At 40.9% G+C, this 14,632-nt stretch carries 19 protein-coding genes and 1 other annotated feature; of the genes, 18 read left to right on the forward strand and 1 reads right to left on the reverse strand.

Features of this window, described 5'->3' with window-relative positions; genetic code table 11:
• The first annotated feature begins 18 nt into the window (after positions 1-18).
• Positions 19-495, forward strand: coding sequence for an EbsA family protein (locus tag WKT08_RS05100; protein ID WP_003003650.1), 477 nt, complete (start codon positions 19-21; stop codon positions 493-495).
• 9 nt (positions 496-504) lie between these two features.
• Here WKT08_RS05100 and WKT08_RS05105 read toward each other — a convergent pair whose 3' ends face one another.
• Positions 505-705, reverse strand: coding sequence for a ferredoxin (locus WKT08_RS05105; protein ID WP_340280509.1), 201 nt, complete (start codon positions 703-705; stop codon positions 505-507).
• Between the two features lie 45 nt (positions 706-750).
• On the opposite strand from WKT08_RS05105, the gene WKT08_RS05110 reads away from it, so the two are divergent.
• The 17 genes from WKT08_RS05110 to WKT08_RS05190 all read left to right on the forward strand — a co-directional run bounded on the left by WKT08_RS05110 (position 751) and on the right by WKT08_RS05190 (position 14,627).
• Entirely contained in the window at positions 751-1,206 is a 456-nt protein-coding gene (locus WKT08_RS05110) for an SAG1386/EF1546 family surface-associated protein (RefSeq protein ID WP_003006692.1), read from the forward strand.
• Between the two features lie 14 nt (positions 1,207-1,220).
• On the forward strand, positions 1,221-1,901 hold the full coding sequence (cmk, locus tag WKT08_RS05115; RefSeq protein ID WP_340280512.1) for a (d)CMP kinase: 681 nt from the start codon (positions 1,221-1,223) through the stop codon (positions 1,899-1,901).
• Positions 1,902-1,924: 23 nt separating this feature from the next.
• Positions 1,925-2,053, forward strand: a sequence feature (ribosomal protein L20 leader region).
• Positions 2,054-2,069: 16 nt separating this feature from the next.
• On the forward strand, positions 2,070-2,600 hold the full coding sequence (gene infC / locus WKT08_RS05120; protein ID WP_003003721.1) for a translation initiation factor IF-3: 531 nt from the start codon (positions 2,070-2,072) through the stop codon (positions 2,598-2,600).
• A gap of 33 nt (positions 2,601-2,633) precedes the next feature.
• Positions 2,634-2,834 (forward strand): 50S ribosomal protein L35, encoded by a 201-nt coding sequence (gene rpmI, locus WKT08_RS05125; protein ID WP_001125942.1) that lies wholly within the window; start codon positions 2,634-2,636, stop codon positions 2,832-2,834.
• A gap of 49 nt (positions 2,835-2,883) precedes the next feature.
• Positions 2,884-3,243, forward strand: coding sequence for a 50S ribosomal protein L20 (gene rplT, locus WKT08_RS05130; protein WP_000124830.1), 360 nt, complete (start codon positions 2,884-2,886; stop codon positions 3,241-3,243).
• Between the two features lie 104 nt (positions 3,244-3,347).
• Positions 3,348-3,815: a deoxycytidylate deaminase gene (locus WKT08_RS05135; protein ID WP_049490930.1), complete on the forward strand. Its 468-nt coding sequence runs from the start codon at positions 3,348-3,350 to the stop codon at positions 3,813-3,815.
• Between the two features lie 168 nt (positions 3,816-3,983).
• Positions 3,984-4,418, forward strand: coding sequence for a hypothetical protein (locus tag WKT08_RS05140; RefSeq protein WP_340280516.1), 435 nt, complete (start codon positions 3,984-3,986; stop codon positions 4,416-4,418).
• 216 nt (positions 4,419-4,634) lie between these two features.
• Positions 4,635-4,982, forward strand: coding sequence for a hypothetical protein (locus WKT08_RS05145; RefSeq protein ID WP_340280518.1), 348 nt, complete (start codon positions 4,635-4,637; stop codon positions 4,980-4,982).
• Between the two features lie 139 nt (positions 4,983-5,121).
• On the forward strand, positions 5,122-6,348 hold the full coding sequence (locus tag WKT08_RS05150; protein ID WP_340280520.1) for an ABC transporter permease: 1,227 nt from the start codon (positions 5,122-5,124) through the stop codon (positions 6,346-6,348).
• 399 nt (positions 6,349-6,747) lie between these two features.
• Positions 6,748-7,938 (forward strand): methionine adenosyltransferase, encoded by a 1,191-nt coding sequence (metK, locus tag WKT08_RS05155; RefSeq protein WP_340280522.1) that lies wholly within the window; start codon positions 6,748-6,750, stop codon positions 7,936-7,938.
• Positions 7,939-8,130: 192 nt separating this feature from the next.
• Entirely contained in the window at positions 8,131-9,390 is a 1,260-nt protein-coding gene (locus tag WKT08_RS05160) for a UDP-N-acetylglucosamine 1-carboxyvinyltransferase (RefSeq protein WP_340280524.1), read from the forward strand.
• Between the two features lie 56 nt (positions 9,391-9,446).
• The gene (locus WKT08_RS05165; protein WP_003003737.1) at positions 9,447-9,998 is read left to right on the forward strand and encodes a GNAT family N-acetyltransferase; all 552 of its coding nucleotides are present in this window, start codon (positions 9,447-9,449) and stop codon (positions 9,996-9,998) included.
• Entirely contained in the window at positions 9,991-11,268 is a 1,278-nt protein-coding gene (spxR, locus tag WKT08_RS05170; protein ID WP_340280526.1) for a CBS-HotDog domain-containing transcription factor SpxR, read from the forward strand. The genes WKT08_RS05165 and spxR overlap by 8 nt, the downstream gene beginning before the upstream one ends.
• A 21-nt stretch (positions 11,269-11,289) precedes the next feature.
• On the forward strand, positions 11,290-12,150 hold the full coding sequence (locus WKT08_RS05175) for a methionyl aminopeptidase (RefSeq protein ID WP_003015764.1): 861 nt from the start codon (positions 11,290-11,292) through the stop codon (positions 12,148-12,150).
• 83 nt (positions 12,151-12,233) lie between these two features.
• The gene (locus WKT08_RS05180) at positions 12,234-13,205 is read left to right on the forward strand and encodes a YihY/virulence factor BrkB family protein (RefSeq protein WP_155167791.1); all 972 of its coding nucleotides are present in this window, start codon (positions 12,234-12,236) and stop codon (positions 13,203-13,205) included.
• A gap of 253 nt (positions 13,206-13,458) precedes the next feature.
• A complete protein-coding gene (locus tag WKT08_RS05185; protein WP_070660317.1) occupies positions 13,459-13,923 on the forward strand; it encodes a MarR family winged helix-turn-helix transcriptional regulator in 465 nt (154 codons plus the stop codon).
• Positions 13,920-14,627, forward strand: a complete 708-nt coding sequence (locus WKT08_RS05190; protein ID WP_014713165.1) for a B3/B4 domain-containing protein — start codon at positions 13,920-13,922, stop codon at positions 14,625-14,627. Before WKT08_RS05185 ends, WKT08_RS05190 begins: the two co-directional genes overlap by 4 nt.
• The last annotated feature ends 5 nt before the right edge of the window (positions 14,628-14,632 follow it).

Consider the following 14,632-nt stretch of genomic DNA (forward strand, 5'->3'; position numbering starts at 1 on the left):
TTAGATGGGGGTACGCTCATGATTAAGATATTTGGAAAGGTCCATTATCATTGGCAACCGGACTTATCTATTCTTGTGACTTATTGGTCCATTGCAGTGATTCCGGTCTTTATTGGACTGGCCTTGATGTATGAGAGCTCTAGTGTGCCAACGCTAGTTTTGTTTTCGTTCTTTTTATTTATGGTCTTGCTTGCGATTGGGGTCCATCGTTACTTCACGATCTATGAGGATGGGATCTTGCGGATTATTACAGCTAATCCTTTTACTCCAATCAAGGTGAAGATTGACTCGATTGAAAAGGTCGAAGTAAATAAGAAATCGATCAAGCTCATATTTAATGATGGTTCGCGCAGTCGGACATTCTGTATGCGTAAATGGCCGAAAAAATACTTTATCAATGCGCTTGCCTTAAATCCTTATTTTAAGGGAGAAGTAATCCTGACGGACAATTTCATCCATGTGGATTACTACGAGATGTATTATGCAGACAAATAAAAAGCCCTCTTAATCTTTTAAGAGAGCATGAGTGGGGCATTCTTTGATAGCCTCGAGAACATCGTTTGTGACAGGAACTTCCTTTTCAAGGAGGTTGTCCTCTTCAGCAGCAAATTTAACGATGCCATTGTCATGGTAATCAAATAATTCAGAATAGGTCTGACAGAGACCGCAAGCGATGCAACGATCTGGAATTAACGTAACTTTCATACTTCTATTGTAATGATTTTTACGAGAAAAAACAAGGAGGAAGTCATGGCAAAAGAACCATGGGAAGAAGATATTTACGATGATGGAGAAGAAACATTGAAAAGAACGAGTAAGTTAAACGGAATCAAGGCAGATCGTCTATTGACGATTTTAGCGATTATTTTCTTTGTAGTAGTAGTAGCGATGGTCTGCTTGTTGATTTTCCTTTCAACAGGTGGCAGCAATAAATCAAAACAAATGTCTGGTTTCTACAATGGAGAGACTAAGGTTGAACAGAAATCATCAGCCCCTGCAGCACAAACTGACCAAGCGGCTAAAGACGATAGTTCAAAAGATGAGAACTCTGAAGAAGGTACAATCACTGTTCAAGCAGGTGAAGGGGAAGCAGCGATTGCTGCGCGTGCTGGTATTTCCATTGCCCAATTGGAACAGTTAAATCCATCTCACATGTCTACAGGATCATGGTATGCCAATCCTGGTGATGTCGTTAAAATTCAGTAGGAGTTGAGGACAGCATGAAACAAATTCAAATTGCCATTGATGGACCGGCTTCTAGTGGAAAATCTACAGTTGCAAAGATCATTGCCAAGGATCTAGGCTATACGTATCTAGACACAGGAGCTATGTACCGTGCAGCGACTTACCTAGCTTTGCAAAATAATCTGACAGCTGAACAGGTTGATGACCTCTTAGCCCTTTTGGATCAGTATCCAATTAGTTTCGGTCGTTCAGAAGAAGGAGAGCAGCTTGTCTTTGTAGCAGATGTGGATATTACCCACCCAATTCGCGATAACCAAGTGACCAACAATGTTTCATGGGTTGCAGCACTTGCGCCAGTCCGTGAAAAACTTGTCGCTCTACAGCAAGAAATTGCAGCAGAGGGGGGCATCGTTATGGATGGTCGCGATATTGGGACGGTCGTCCTTCCACATGCAGAGTTGAAGATCTTTTTGGTCGCTTCGGTAGAGGAGCGGGCAGAACGTCGTTATAAGGAAAATGTTGAAAAGGGCATCACAGCGGATCTTGAATTGTTGAAAAAAGAAATCGCTGAGCGTGACTATAAGGACAGCCACCGTACCGTTTCTCCTTTGAAACCTGCAGCTGATGCCATTCATTTTGACACAACGGGTGTTGGAATTGCAGATGTTGTTGCCTTTATTGAAGAAAAAGCAAAAAAACTTCTTGACAAAGAATAAAAAACTTGATATCATATAAAAGTTGAGAAAAGCAGAAGTGAGAACTTCTCGCCTTGTGACGCAAGTTGCCTGGCCCCTACGGATCAAGTTTCAGTAATGAAATACATCATGTAGTTCGGGCCTGTTTTGCAGGTCCGTTCTTTGTTTTTCTCGAATAATAAAAAAGAGGTGAAAACCATAGCAAAGCAAGACTTATTCATCAATGATGAAATTCGTGTACGTGAAGTTCGCTTAATCGGTCTTGAAGGTGAGCAATTGGGTATCAAACCACTTAGCGAAGCGCAAGCACTTGCGGACGACGCTAATGTTGACTTGGTTCTCATTCAACCTCAAGCTAAACCTCCTGTTGCGAAAATTATGGACTACGGTAAGTTCAAATTTGAGTATCAGAAGAAGCAAAAAGAACAACGCAAAAAACAAAGCGTTGTGACCGTAAAAGAAGTTCGTTTGAGCCCAGTGATTGACAAGGGTGATTTCGATACAAAACTTCGCAATGCTCGCAAATTCCTTGAAAAAGGAAATAAAGTGAAGGTATCCATTCGCTTTAAGGGTCGTATGATTACCCACAAAGAGATTGGTGCTAAAGTTTTAGCCGACTTCGCTGAAGCGACACAAGATGTGGCAATCATCGAACAACGAGCTAAGATGGATGGACGTCAAATGTTCATGCAATTGGCGCCAGCAACTGACAAGAAATAATCTGTCAGAAAGTTAAAAAAAGGAGAAAATATCATGCCAAAACAAAAAACACACCGCGCATCAGCTAAACGTTTCAAACGTACAGGTTCTGGTGGACTTAAACGTTTCCGTGCTTACACTTCTCACCGTTTCCACGGAAAAACTAAGAAACAACGTCGTCATCTTCGTAAAGCATCTATGGTGCATTCAGGAGATTTCAAACGTATCAAAGCAATGCTTACTCGCTTGAAATAATCGCGTATTCGTAAGTAAAGAATTCTAGGAAATATTGGAGGAAATATAAATGGCACGTGTTAAAGGTGGCGTTGTATCACGCAAACGTCGTAAACGTATTCTTAAATTAGCTAAAGGTTACTATGGAGCTAAACATATCTTGTTCCGTACTGCAAAAGAACAAGTAATGAACTCTTACTACTATGCATACCGTGACCGTCGTCAAAAGAAACGTGACTTCCGTAAATTGTGGATCACACGTATCAATGCGGCAGCTCGTTTGAACGGACTTTCATACTCACAATTGATGCATGGTTTGAAATTGGCTGAGATCGAAGTTAACCGTAAAATGCTTGCTGACTTGGCTGTTAACGATGCAGCAGCTTTCACAGCTCTTGCAGATGCAGCTAAAGCAAAACTTGGTAAATAATGTTTACAAGGCTGAGGAGTTTTCCTCAGCCTTTTTTTCTTGCTGATTTCATGCTATAATGAAAATAATCGTAACCGATATGAGGAGAGATGGAGGATATAAAGGTGACACACAATCGACTAGCATGGGATGAATATTTTGCAGCACAGGCCTTACTGATTTCGAATCGTGCGACATGTAATCGAGCTAAGGTTGGGGCTGTACTGGTAAAGGATAATAAGGTCATTGCAACAGGTTATAATGGGTCCGTTTCTGGGACAGATCATTGTCTAGAGGATGGCTGCCTCATGGTCGAGGGACATTGTGTCCGGACGATTCATGCGGAAGTCAATGCTATTTTGCAAGGAGCTGAACGTGGGATTCCCAAAGGCTTTACAGCTTATGTGACGCATTTTCCTTGCCTCAATTGCACCAAGCAGTTGCTTCAAGTCGGTTGCAAGCGAGTCGTTTATATCCATCAATACCGCATCGATGAATATGCCGAATACCTATACCGTGAAAAAGAAGTAGAACTGGTCAATTTACCAATTGAAGAAGTGAAAAGAGCTATTGCAGAGGCTGATTTTATTTAGGGAAGATTTCCAGCCTATTTCATGATATGTTAGCAATCTAATTGGAAACCTGTCCAAATTAATGTTTAAGAGATAGCATTGAATAGATGGCTATCATGAAAAGAATAATGGAATCAAGTATAATGGTGTTAAAGGAAAAACATAAAAATATAAGAAAGGTAGGAGAAAATGATGACAAACCAAGAGAAACATCTTGAGGAAAATAAAGAACATAGTAAGATCAGTGAAGATTATCCCAATTCTGTATCTGTTCAGAATCCTCCAAAAGAAAATAGCTTACATTCTATTCTTCTTTCAGTGACATTTTACTTATCCATTATCTATCTTGTATTGTTTGTCTTTTTCTTTAATATTTTGGGATTTTTCATGTTGTTGATTTTTCTAACACCAAACTTCTTAGGTGTTGCTATTGGAACCATTTTACTTGGACTAGGGATGAAGAAGGGGAATAAAAGCCTCCTCTATACGAGTGTTGGACTCTATCTGCTGTCTATCATCTTGGGTTTTGAACTAGATTGGGAAATTTTTCGAATCGCTCCGTTACTGCTAGGTATTCTGGTTTTAATTGGAACACTCTTAGTTGAAGAAGAGAAAAGCTCTTAATTAAAAAATGGGTATGGTCAACTCTACTCAATAAAAAGTATTCGGGTCGATCAAAGAGATAGTTAAATCAGTTCTTCCGCTCTATTTTTAAGCGCTATTATTTGAAAGAATAACTAAAAATGTTAGGAGAAAGTTGACAGATCAACAAAAAAATCCTGAAGTAGATAAAAAAATGAGGCATATGCTTCAGATGAAAGTCTTTTTCCGAACAATGAAATGAAGCCAGAGAAGAGAATTGGAAATTCTGTAATCCTTTCTATTGCTTTGTTCTTGGCCATTGTTTATACAATTTTACTTTTATTAGGTCTCTTTTCAATGGGAGCGTGGGCTGGTGGCTTTTTGTACTTTTTGGGAATCCATATGATTAGTTTTGTGATTGCAACCATCCTGCTTTGGAATGGAATAGTGAATGCCAATAAAGCAACTCTTTTTATAGCAGTAGCTATTTATGTTTTTTCATTTATTGCTGCGGGTGATCCGGATTGGGTGATTAATCATATACCACCGCTTGTGGTAGAAGTGCTGGTATTGATTGGAACTGTATTGTTAAAAAATGAAGAGTGATGATAGGAGGTAGGGTGTTCAATCCTATCTTTTTTATTTATTTAGTACTGATAACGCACGAAGAAAACGGTTACAAATTGTGTTATAATTTAAATAAATGAATCGTTAAATACTGTTCTTAGAAAGTGGAGGAGAATCTATGTCTAGAAAAAAATGGTATGGTATACTGTTAATTTTTGAAGCAATTCTTTATCTTGTTTCTTATGGTAGTAGTATAGTAGTGAACTATAGTCCCCAAAATTTAAATGGAAATACACCACTGTTCACTGTCTCTAGTATTTTTTCTATATGGAATGGAATGATTATTTGCTGGGTAATTTGGAGAATCATGAATCAGCGTTTAAATGTTGAAGGATTGATAGCTGCTCTTCTCCTCTCAATTACCCAACTACTGATGTTTTTTTTACCACCTTTCTCCCCAACAAATCTGATGAACATTTCCTTTGTGCTAAATATCATTTGTTTAATATGGATTTGCTTGCTTATAAAGAATGTAGAAATGAGGGAGCTTTTAAACAATTGGAAAAGTAAAGATGGTTGGAAATCATCGATAGCTTATTTAGTACTATTTGTTTCCTCTACAAATATTTCTCCACTATTTATATTGATTGGTATGGATAGAACGAGTGATATTTACGCTTTTACACTTCGATACAGTGTAATGGAGTTAATGTTTTTACTTCTGATTAATGTTATGATCACAAGTACAAGTGAGAAACTTCAGAAAGTCTCTTCTCTTTTACTCATTTTATCTTCCCTTGTTGAAATAGGTATAGTATACTCTTTCATCTCTCGTATAAGCTTTTACGGTCTCTTTTATCTTCTCCTATCGATTTATATTGTTTGTCGTGTTTTTGGTTTGCTTGAGAAAGTTGCAGATGGCTGGGAGTCCAAGGTGAAAGTACAAGATCTATCATCTATTGAAACTAAACCAGAGATGGAATACCCTCAAGTAGAAGGAGACATAGATGTACACGATCAGTTGAATGCTGAGATACGATCAAACAATGATGAAGAAAATTCGCCAAAAAGAATTATTCTTCAGTCGCCTTGGTTATGGAGCGCCCTTATAATAGCAGTCTGCCACCTTGGTATTATGATTTTTCCTTTATTTTTAGGAAACCCCATGTATCTACTGATCTTATATATTGGTGCCATCCATTATATTTGTTTTATGATTGCGACTTTCATCCTTTTCATAGCTATGAGGAATGGAAATGTGGGTCTCTTAAATACATCAGCCGTCTTATTTATTGTTTCCATCATAGGTACGCTAGATCCTTATTGGACAGGTCCAAATATTTTATCCTTGGTTTTAGGAGTCCTGGTATTTATTGGAGGTATATTATTTAAAAATGGAGACTGATTAAAGTAGATAGGGTTGAAAATTTTTAAAGAACTGTTATCATTTAAGTAGGTGGTAGGTTTTCGAGTACCCATTGGTACGCGGACGCCTACCATTTTTGAAGATAAAAAAAGCACCGTGTGAGAGTGCTAGATCTTGCCTGCTGAACTCGTCAATTGATAGATATCCTACGGGGTATTTTTTGTGAACTTTTTAGGAACTTTGAGGAATGTTTAAGTCAGTTTAACTAGGTAGTGCATAGACCGAAAAAGCTGATTTAATGGGCTTTTTGAAAAATCATTTTCCATATCATATGTAATGTGTTATAATGAAGTGTTATATGGTCCCGATAAGGTGGTAGAAATCTTCTATCAGTACTTTGTAACTCTATAACAATATTTTTTAAGGGGGGACATTTTTATGTCAGAACGTAAACTTTTCACGTCTGAATCTGTATCTGAGGGGCATCCAGATAAGATTGCAGACCAAATTTCAGATGCTATTTTAGATGCTATTTTAGAGCAAGATCCAGAAGCTCACGTGGCTGCGGAAACAGCTGTTTATACTGGTTCCGTGCATGTCTTTGGTGAGATTTCAACGACTGCTTATGTGGATATTAACCGTGTGGTTCGTGATACCATTGCAGAGATTGGTTATACCAATACGGAATATGGATTCTCAGCTGAAACTGTAGGAGTACACCCATCTTTGGTGGAACAATCTCCTGATATTGCCCAAGGGGTTAATGAAGCCTTGGAAGTACGTGGAAATGCAGATCAAGATCCACTTGATTTGATCGGAGCAGGAGACCAAGGTCTCATGTTTGGTTTTGCGGTGGATGAAACAGAAGAACTCATGCCATTACCAATTTCACTCAGTCACAAGTTGGTTCGTCGTTTGGCAGAGCTTCGTAAGTCTGGTGAAATCAGCTATCTTCGTCCGGATGCCAAGTCACAAGTTACGGTTGAGTACGATGAAAACGACCGCCCAGTACGCGTGGATACGGTTGTTATTTCAACTCAACACGATCCAGAAGTGAGCAATGAGCAAATCCATGAAGATGTGATTAACAAGGTTATCAAAGAAGTCATTCCAGCTTCTTACCTGGATGATGAGACTAAATTCTTCATCAATCCAACAGGTCGTTTCGTTATCGGAGGACCTCAAGGAGACTCAGGTTTGACTGGTCGTAAAATCATCGTGGATACCTATGGTGGTTATTCACGTCACGGTGGTGGTGCCTTCTCTGGTAAGGATGCGACTAAGATGGACCGTTCAGCTTCTTATGCAGCTCGCTACATTGCCAAAAACATCGTAGCGGCAGGTCTTGCTAAGAAAGCAGAAGTGCAATTGGCTTATGCCATTGGGGTGGCTCAACCTGTCTCTGTTCGGATCGATACCTTCGGTACGGGAACAGTTGCTGAAAGCAAATTAGAAGCAGCAGCGCGTCAAATCTTTGACCTTCGTCCTGCAGGGATTATCCAAATGCTGGATTTGAAACGTCCAATCTATCGTCAAACAGCGGCTTATGGCCATATGGGACGGACAGATATCGACCTTCCATGGGAACGTTTGGACAAGGTGGAAGCCTTGAAAGATGCTGTAAAATAATTCGTTGAAATGGAAAAGTTAGGGTCAAGATGATCCTAGCTTTTTTTCGTGTTGAAAATTCCTACAGATGGAAAAATAGGGCGATCTGTGGTATAATAGATGCAGTATTTTAAATACGTTGTCCCTTTTATTTCCGTTGAAAATAACGATAGTAAAAGGAAAAAGACTTGAAAGAGCTAATGAATTATTAAGATGAAAAAAATTGTAATAAATGGTGGTCGCCCTCTAAAAGGAGAGGTGACCATTAGTGGTGCAAAAAACAGCGTAGTGGCCCTGATTCCTGCAACCATTCTGGCGGATGATATTGTGACCCTTGATGGGGTGCCAGATATCTCAGATGTGGCAAGTTTGATTGACATCATGACCATCATGGGCGCTAAGATCGAGCGCAAAGAAGACAGTTTGATCATTGATCCTCGTGGGGTGAAGGATATGCCCATGCCATTTGGAAAGATCAATAGTCTCCGTGCCTCCTATTATTTCTATGGCAGTTTATTAGGGCGCTACGGTCAAGCAACGGTTGGACTACCTGGCGGGTGTGATCTTGGCCCGCGTCCGATCGATTTGCATTTGAAGGCCTTTGAAGCGATGGGAGCTGCTATGACCATGGATGGCTCTAGTATGAAGCTTGCGACAGACGGCAAGCCTCTCCAAGGAGCGAATATCTACATGGACACTGTTAGTGTTGGTGCAACGATCAATACGATTTTGGCGGCGGTCAAGGCTGAAGGTCGGACAGTGATCGAAAATGCTGCTCGTGAACCTGAAATTATCGATGTGGTAACCTTGCTTAACAATATGGGAGCCCATATTCGGGGAGCAGGGACGGATATCATTATCGTTGATGGTGTTCCGCATTTGCATGGGACGAGACATCAGGTTATTCCTGATCGCATCGAAGCAGGAACCTATATTTCGCTTGCGGCTGCTATCGGAGAAGGCATCCAGATCAATAATGTCTTGTACGAGCATTTAGAGAGCTATATTGCCAAGTTAGAGGAAATGGGTGTGCGCATGACCATTTCTGAAGATAGCATCTTTGTGGAAAAACAAACAGGCTTGAAGGCGATCCAGATCAAAACTTCTCCTTATCCTGGTTTTGCGACTGATTTACAGCAACCGATCACACCTTTGCTCTTAACTGCTACAGGACGTGGTCGAATTGTTGATACTATTTATGAAAAGCGGGTCAACCATGTGCCAGAATTGGCTAAAATGGGGGCTGCTATTTCGACCTTGAACGACCACATTATCTATGAAGGGCCAAATCAATTGACAGGATCCAGTGTGAAAGCGACGGATCTTCGAGCTGGTGCGGCTTTAGTGATCGCAGGTCTCATGGCTTCTGGAACAACAGAAATTACAAATGTGGAATACATCCTTCGCGGGTATTCAGATATTATTCATAAATTGACCCAACTTGGAGCAAATATCCAGTTGGTAGAGGAATAGTGACAGAGCTAGGGATCTGATAGTGGCAGCTGGATACACGAACAATGGAGTTTGAGATGAATATTTGGACGCACTTAGCTGCCTATTCACTAATTGAAACACAAAGGTTGTATTTACGACCTTTTCTCTTTGAGGATGCGGAAGATTTTTATAAGATTGCTTCGAATCCTGATAACCTACAATTTATCTTTCCTGCACAAGCCGATCTTGCTGAAACCCAGTATGTACTAGCCAACTATTTCATGAAAAATCCTTTGGGGGTTTGGGCCATCTGTGATAAGGAAACCAATCAGATGATCGGCTCCATCAAATTTGAAAAGTTGGATGAAATCAAGGGTGAGGCTGAGTTAGGCTACTTTTTACGCAAAGATTTTTGGGGAAAGGGCCTCATGACTGAAGCGGTCAAAGAGTTGGTTTATCTCTCATTTGAGAAATTTCAACTGAAGGAGCTTAAGATTGTCACCCATGTTGAAAATGCAGGGAGTCAAAAGGTCGCTTTAAAGGCTGGCTTTCGTCTCTTTCGTCAATTTAAGGGGAGTGACCGTTATACGCGTAAAATGCGCGATTATTATGATTTCCGCCTAGGTAGAGGGGACTTCTATGAGTAAACACCAAGAGATTTTAGACTATCTCGAAAAATTACCGATTGGAAAACGGGTCAGTGTCCGCAGTATCTCCAATTTTTTGAATGTCAGTGATGGGACGGCCTATCGTGCCATTAAAGAAGCTGAAAATCAAGGAATTGTCGAAACGCGTCCTAGAAGCGGGACCATCCGTGTCAAATCGCAAAAAGCTGTCCTAGAGCATTTGACCTATCGGGAAATTTTAGAAATCACCGGCTCTGAAATATTAGCAGGTGAAGAGGGACTCGAAAAAGAATTTAATAAATTTTACATCGGTGCCATGACAGAAAAGCACGTCCTAGACTATGTGTCTGAAGGTGGGCTTTTGATCGTGGGTGACCGTACTAGCATCCAACGATTGGCTCTTAAACATGACAATGCGGTCTTAGTGACAGGTGGCTTTGAAGTGAGTGAGGATGTGATTGATCTGGCCAATCAGGTACAAATCCCAGTCATCCGAACTTCACACGATACCTATACCGTCGCGACTATGATCAATAAGGCCTTGTCTAATATGCAGATCAAGACGGATATCTTGACAGTCGAGCAGGTCTATCGGCCCTTCCATGAGTACGGCTATCTTTCTGAGACGGATACGGTCCGGGATTATTTAGATTTGGTTCGAAAGAATCGCTTTAGTCGTTTTCCGGTTGTCAATCAGCACCAGATGGTAGTGGGCGTCGTAACCATGAGAGATGCTGGAGATAAGGCGCCTCAGACGACCCTTGATAAGGTGATGTCACGGACCATTTTTACCACTAATTTGTCCACCAGCATTGCGACGATTAGCCAACGGATGATCGCTGAAGATTATGAAATGATTCCTGTTGTTCGTAATAACCAGACCTTGCTGGGGGTTATTACGCGTCGGGATGTCATGGATCGGATTAGCAAGGTGCAGTTTTCGAGCTTACCAACCTTTAGTGAGCAGATCGGTCAAAAGATTCAGACAGAGAACGACCATTACCAATTCACAGTGGAGCCAAGTATGCTGGAGAAAAGCGGTGTTTTGGCCAATGGGGTCATGATCGAAGTGCTGATGAAGATTATTCGCAAGATGATGCAACACAGTGGGCGTAGCTTGATTGTCGAACAGTTGATCATCAATTTTTTACAGGCTGTGCAGGTGGATGATGTGATCCGCATTGAACCACAACTTGTTCGGAGAACCAGACGTTCGGCCTTGGTTGATTTTAGCTTGTATTTAGATATGCAGCTAGTTGCGAAAGCAACCATTACAATTAAGATTAATTAAACAAAAAGAAATGAGGAGACAATGATTACATTAAAATCACAACGTGAAATTGAAGCCATGGATCGTGCAGGTGATTTCCTTGCCAGTATCCATATTGGATTACGTGACTTGATCAAGCCAGGGCTTGACCTATGGGAAGTAGAAGAATATGTCCGTCGTCGCTGTAAAGAAGCCAATGTCTTGCCGCTTCAAATCGGTGTAGAAGGTAGTCTCATGGACTATCCTTATGCGACTTGCTGTGGTTTGAATGACGAAGTAGCCCATGCTTTTCCACGTCACGTCATTCTCAAAGATGGTGATCTCCTCAAGGTAGACATGGTCTTGTCTGAACCGCTGGATAAGTCTGTTTTAGATGTTTCAAAATTGGATTTTGATAATGTGGCGCAAGTGAAAAAATATACAGAGTCCTATACCGGTGGTTTAGCTGATTCATGCTGGGCTTATGCGGTTGGAAATGTTTCGCAAGAAGTCAAAGATTTGATGGACGTGACCAAAGAATGTCTCTATAAGGGAATTGAGAAAGCGGTCGTAGGTAATCGCTTGGGAGATATTGGCGCAGCGATTCAAGAGTATGCGGAAAGCAAAGGCTATGGCGTGGTGCGTGATTTGGTCGGACACGGTGTCGGGCCTACCATGCATGAAGAACCAATGGTCCCACATTATGGTCGTGCTGGACGCGGTCTTCGCTTACGTGAAGGGATGGTCTTGACGATTGAGCCAATGATTAATACCGGTACTTGGGAGATTGATACAGATATGGAAACTGGTTGGGCCCATAAGACCCTTGACGGTGGCCTTTCTTGTCAATACGAGCATCAATTTGTGATTACAAAAGATGGTCCAGTGATCTTGACTAGTCAAGGTGAAGAAGGAACATACTAAAAAATAGAGAGGAAAGAATGGAGCTGAAGGCAAGTGTCTGGTTTCGCTCTTTGCTCTTTTTTAGTAAAATGGGGAGGTGACGAATGAAAAAGGTCCTACAAAAAATACTGGGACAGCCATTTATAAAAGGCTTCGTGCGATTTTATCAGAGTGCAGAGTCTGATATCACTAGCATTGCGGTTGCCTATTATTTGCTGATCTCCATTTTCCCTTTGATGCTGATTGCAGCCAATATTCTGCCTTACTTTCATATTCGTCCAACTCAGATTCTTTTAAGCTTACAGAAAGTTTTGCCATCCTCCTTATATCGAATAGTGGCACAGATGATTTCGAGTGTCTTGACCAAACCTTCGACAGGCTTACTGAGTTTCTCGATTATTTCTGCTTTGTGGATCTTCTCTCAGAGCATTGCCTACCTCCAAAAAGCCTATAACAAGAGTTATGGGGTGGAAAAGGAGCGTGGTATTATCTGGGGGCGACTCTTTAGCTTTCTGATCAGTTTTGCCTTGCAGGGCTTGTTTGGACTCTCGCTGATCCTTTCCATGTTTGGGAAAATGATCGTTCGTTATCTCTATAAGACCTTTTCATTTGATCGGACGATTTATGTGCGCTTACTGAATTTGACAGAGCCGACCATCTATCTCTTGCTTTTTGTTAGTCTGGTCTTGCTCTATTACACCCTTCCAAATGTCAAAATTCCGAAATTTAGATATGTATTGCCAGGGGCGACCTTTGTTGTTGCTGTCCTGTATGCGATCTTGAATATCTTTTGGAAATATGTGGATCGTTATGTGAGTCATTTCTTAGATGCTCGTTTCTTCGGTTCGGTCGTCCTAGCGGTCATCATGTTCTGGTTTATCTTGGTGGCAAAAATCATGATTATTGGTTGTATTTTAAATGCCAGTATCCAATTTGCTAGAGAAGCAAAGTTCCAAACGCGCAGTGGAGAAATTGTCTCTAAGTTAAAATCAGAAGAAGTGGACTTTCGGCATAGAGAAGTTTCACAAAAATTAAAGCTTCGGTTACGCTTGATAAAAAAAGAAAAAACGGAATAAGGGAGAGTGGGACAGAAATCGGTAATTCGTTAGAATTCGATTTCGTCGTCCCACCTCCGCACAGTTGAGTAGGGCTGTAAAAGCTGATGGAATCAGCGTAGTAGAGCCCACTCAACGACTGCGTCTTGCTCGACAATTCAAAAATAATTGAGAGGCTAGGACTTTTGTCCCAGCCTCTTTTTTTCTTATCTATCTTTATTGCATTTGCAACAAAAATGTGTTATGCTATTGTCAATAGGAAAGGAGGAGTAAGATGAGTATTTTGCGTGAGATTGGCATCATTGCGAGAGCACTGGATTCTATAGCAAATATTGAATTTCGAGATTTGGATCTGGCGCGTGGTCAATACCTCTACCTGGTGCGAATTGCCGAGCAACCTGGAATGATTCAGGAAGAACTCTCTGAAGTCTTGAAAGTAGATCGATCCACCGTTGCAAGGTCTGTAAAAAAACTAGAAGAACGAGGACTGATTCAGCAGCGTCCAAGGGGTGAAAACCTTAAAATCAAGGAATGGGAATTAACTGAAAAAGGTAAGCAGATTTACCCCTTCATTTTAGGGGAGCATCTTTACTCTGAAAAAACTGCCTTAAAAGGATTTTCCAAAGAAGAAGTCGCACAGTTAGAGGAGTATCTCATCCGAGTTCGTGAGAATATCACCTTGGATTGGGAGCTAGTCAAAAAAGGTCAAAAAAGAAATTATAGTGAGGTAAAGCAATGAAAGTGACAGTCGATCAAGCATTTTGGGATTTATTTCCAACAGCTAGAATTACAGTGATGTCCTTGTATGGTATTGATAATACAGTAGATGAAGCCAAGGATCCTTATTTCAAAGAATTGTTGGACAAGGGTACCAAGAGAGCATGGGAATTTATTGATGAAGAAAACTATACCCAGAGTGAGTTCGTTCAAGAGTGGCGCCAAGCTTTTAGCAAGTTTAAAACAAAAAAAGGAGCCCGATCTTCCATCGAAGCACTCTTAAAACGGGTTCACCAGGGACGTGAATTCTATCCGATTAATCCTTTGGTGGATCTTTACAATAGCGTGTCGATGGCTTATGCCCTTCCTTGTGGGGGAGAAGATATGGATAAATTGGTGGGTGGACTCTCTCTAGGACAAGCGAAAGGAGGCGAACCTTTCTTTCCATTAGGTGCTGAAGAAGATGCGCCAGCTTTGGAAGGGGAGATCATCTACTACGATCAAGAAGGAGCTGTTTGCCGTTGTTTGAATTGGCGTGAGGCTCAAAGAACCATGTTAACAGAAGATACCAAGGACGCTATTTTGGTGATTGAAGCCATCAATGAGGAGCAGGCCAAACGAGCCCAAACAGCTATGCAGGAATTGAAAGATCTAGCCAAGGATTATTTTGGGGTTGAAGGCACCATCTATCAATTAAGTGCAGAGCATGCAAGTATAGAAGTTTAAAAGAA

Origin of the sequence: Streptococcus sp. HCA-5024 (genome assembly GCF_037890265.1) — a bacterium.
Classification (GTDB): Bacteria; Bacillota; Bacilli; order Lactobacillales; family Streptococcaceae; genus Streptococcus; species Streptococcus lingualis.

Bases quoted from the DNA above. Each gene is read 5' to 3' on its own strand.
- WKT08_RS05100 (WP_003003650.1), top strand. From the start codon at position 19: ATGATTAAGATATTTGGAAAGGTCCATTATCATTGGCAACCGGACTTA.
- WKT08_RS05105 (WP_340280509.1), bottom strand. From the start codon at position 705: ATGAAAGTTACGTTAATTCCAGATCGTTGCATCGCTTGCGGTCTCTGT.
- WKT08_RS05110 (WP_003006692.1), top strand. From the start codon at position 751: ATGGCAAAAGAACCATGGGAAGAAGATATTTACGATGATGGAGAAGAA.
- cmk (WP_340280512.1), top strand. From the start codon at position 1,221: ATGAAACAAATTCAAATTGCCATTGATGGACCGGCTTCTAGTGGAAAA.
- rpmI (WP_001125942.1), top strand. From the start codon at position 2,634: ATGCCAAAACAAAAAACACACCGCGCATCAGCTAAACGTTTCAAACGT.
- rplT (WP_000124830.1), top strand. From the start codon at position 2,884: ATGGCACGTGTTAAAGGTGGCGTTGTATCACGCAAACGTCGTAAACGT.
- WKT08_RS05140 (WP_340280516.1), top strand. From the start codon at position 3,984: ATGATGACAAACCAAGAGAAACATCTTGAGGAAAATAAAGAACATAGT.
- WKT08_RS05145 (WP_340280518.1), top strand. From the start codon at position 4,635: ATGAAGCCAGAGAAGAGAATTGGAAATTCTGTAATCCTTTCTATTGCT.
- WKT08_RS05150 (WP_340280520.1), top strand. From the start codon at position 5,122: ATGTCTAGAAAAAAATGGTATGGTATACTGTTAATTTTTGAAGCAATT.
- metK (WP_340280522.1), top strand. From the start codon at position 6,748: ATGTCAGAACGTAAACTTTTCACGTCTGAATCTGTATCTGAGGGGCAT.
- WKT08_RS05160 (WP_340280524.1), top strand. From the start codon at position 8,131: ATGAAAAAAATTGTAATAAATGGTGGTCGCCCTCTAAAAGGAGAGGTG.
- WKT08_RS05165 (WP_003003737.1), top strand. From the start codon at position 9,447: ATGAATATTTGGACGCACTTAGCTGCCTATTCACTAATTGAAACACAA.
- spxR (WP_340280526.1), top strand. From the start codon at position 9,991: ATGAGTAAACACCAAGAGATTTTAGACTATCTCGAAAAATTACCGATT.
- WKT08_RS05175 (WP_003015764.1), top strand. From the start codon at position 11,290: ATGATTACATTAAAATCACAACGTGAAATTGAAGCCATGGATCGTGCA.
- WKT08_RS05180 (WP_155167791.1), top strand. From the start codon at position 12,234: ATGAAAAAGGTCCTACAAAAAATACTGGGACAGCCATTTATAAAAGGC.
- WKT08_RS05185 (WP_070660317.1), top strand. From the start codon at position 13,459: ATGAGTATTTTGCGTGAGATTGGCATCATTGCGAGAGCACTGGATTCT.
- WKT08_RS05190 (WP_014713165.1), top strand. From the start codon at position 13,920: ATGAAAGTGACAGTCGATCAAGCATTTTGGGATTTATTTCCAACAGCT.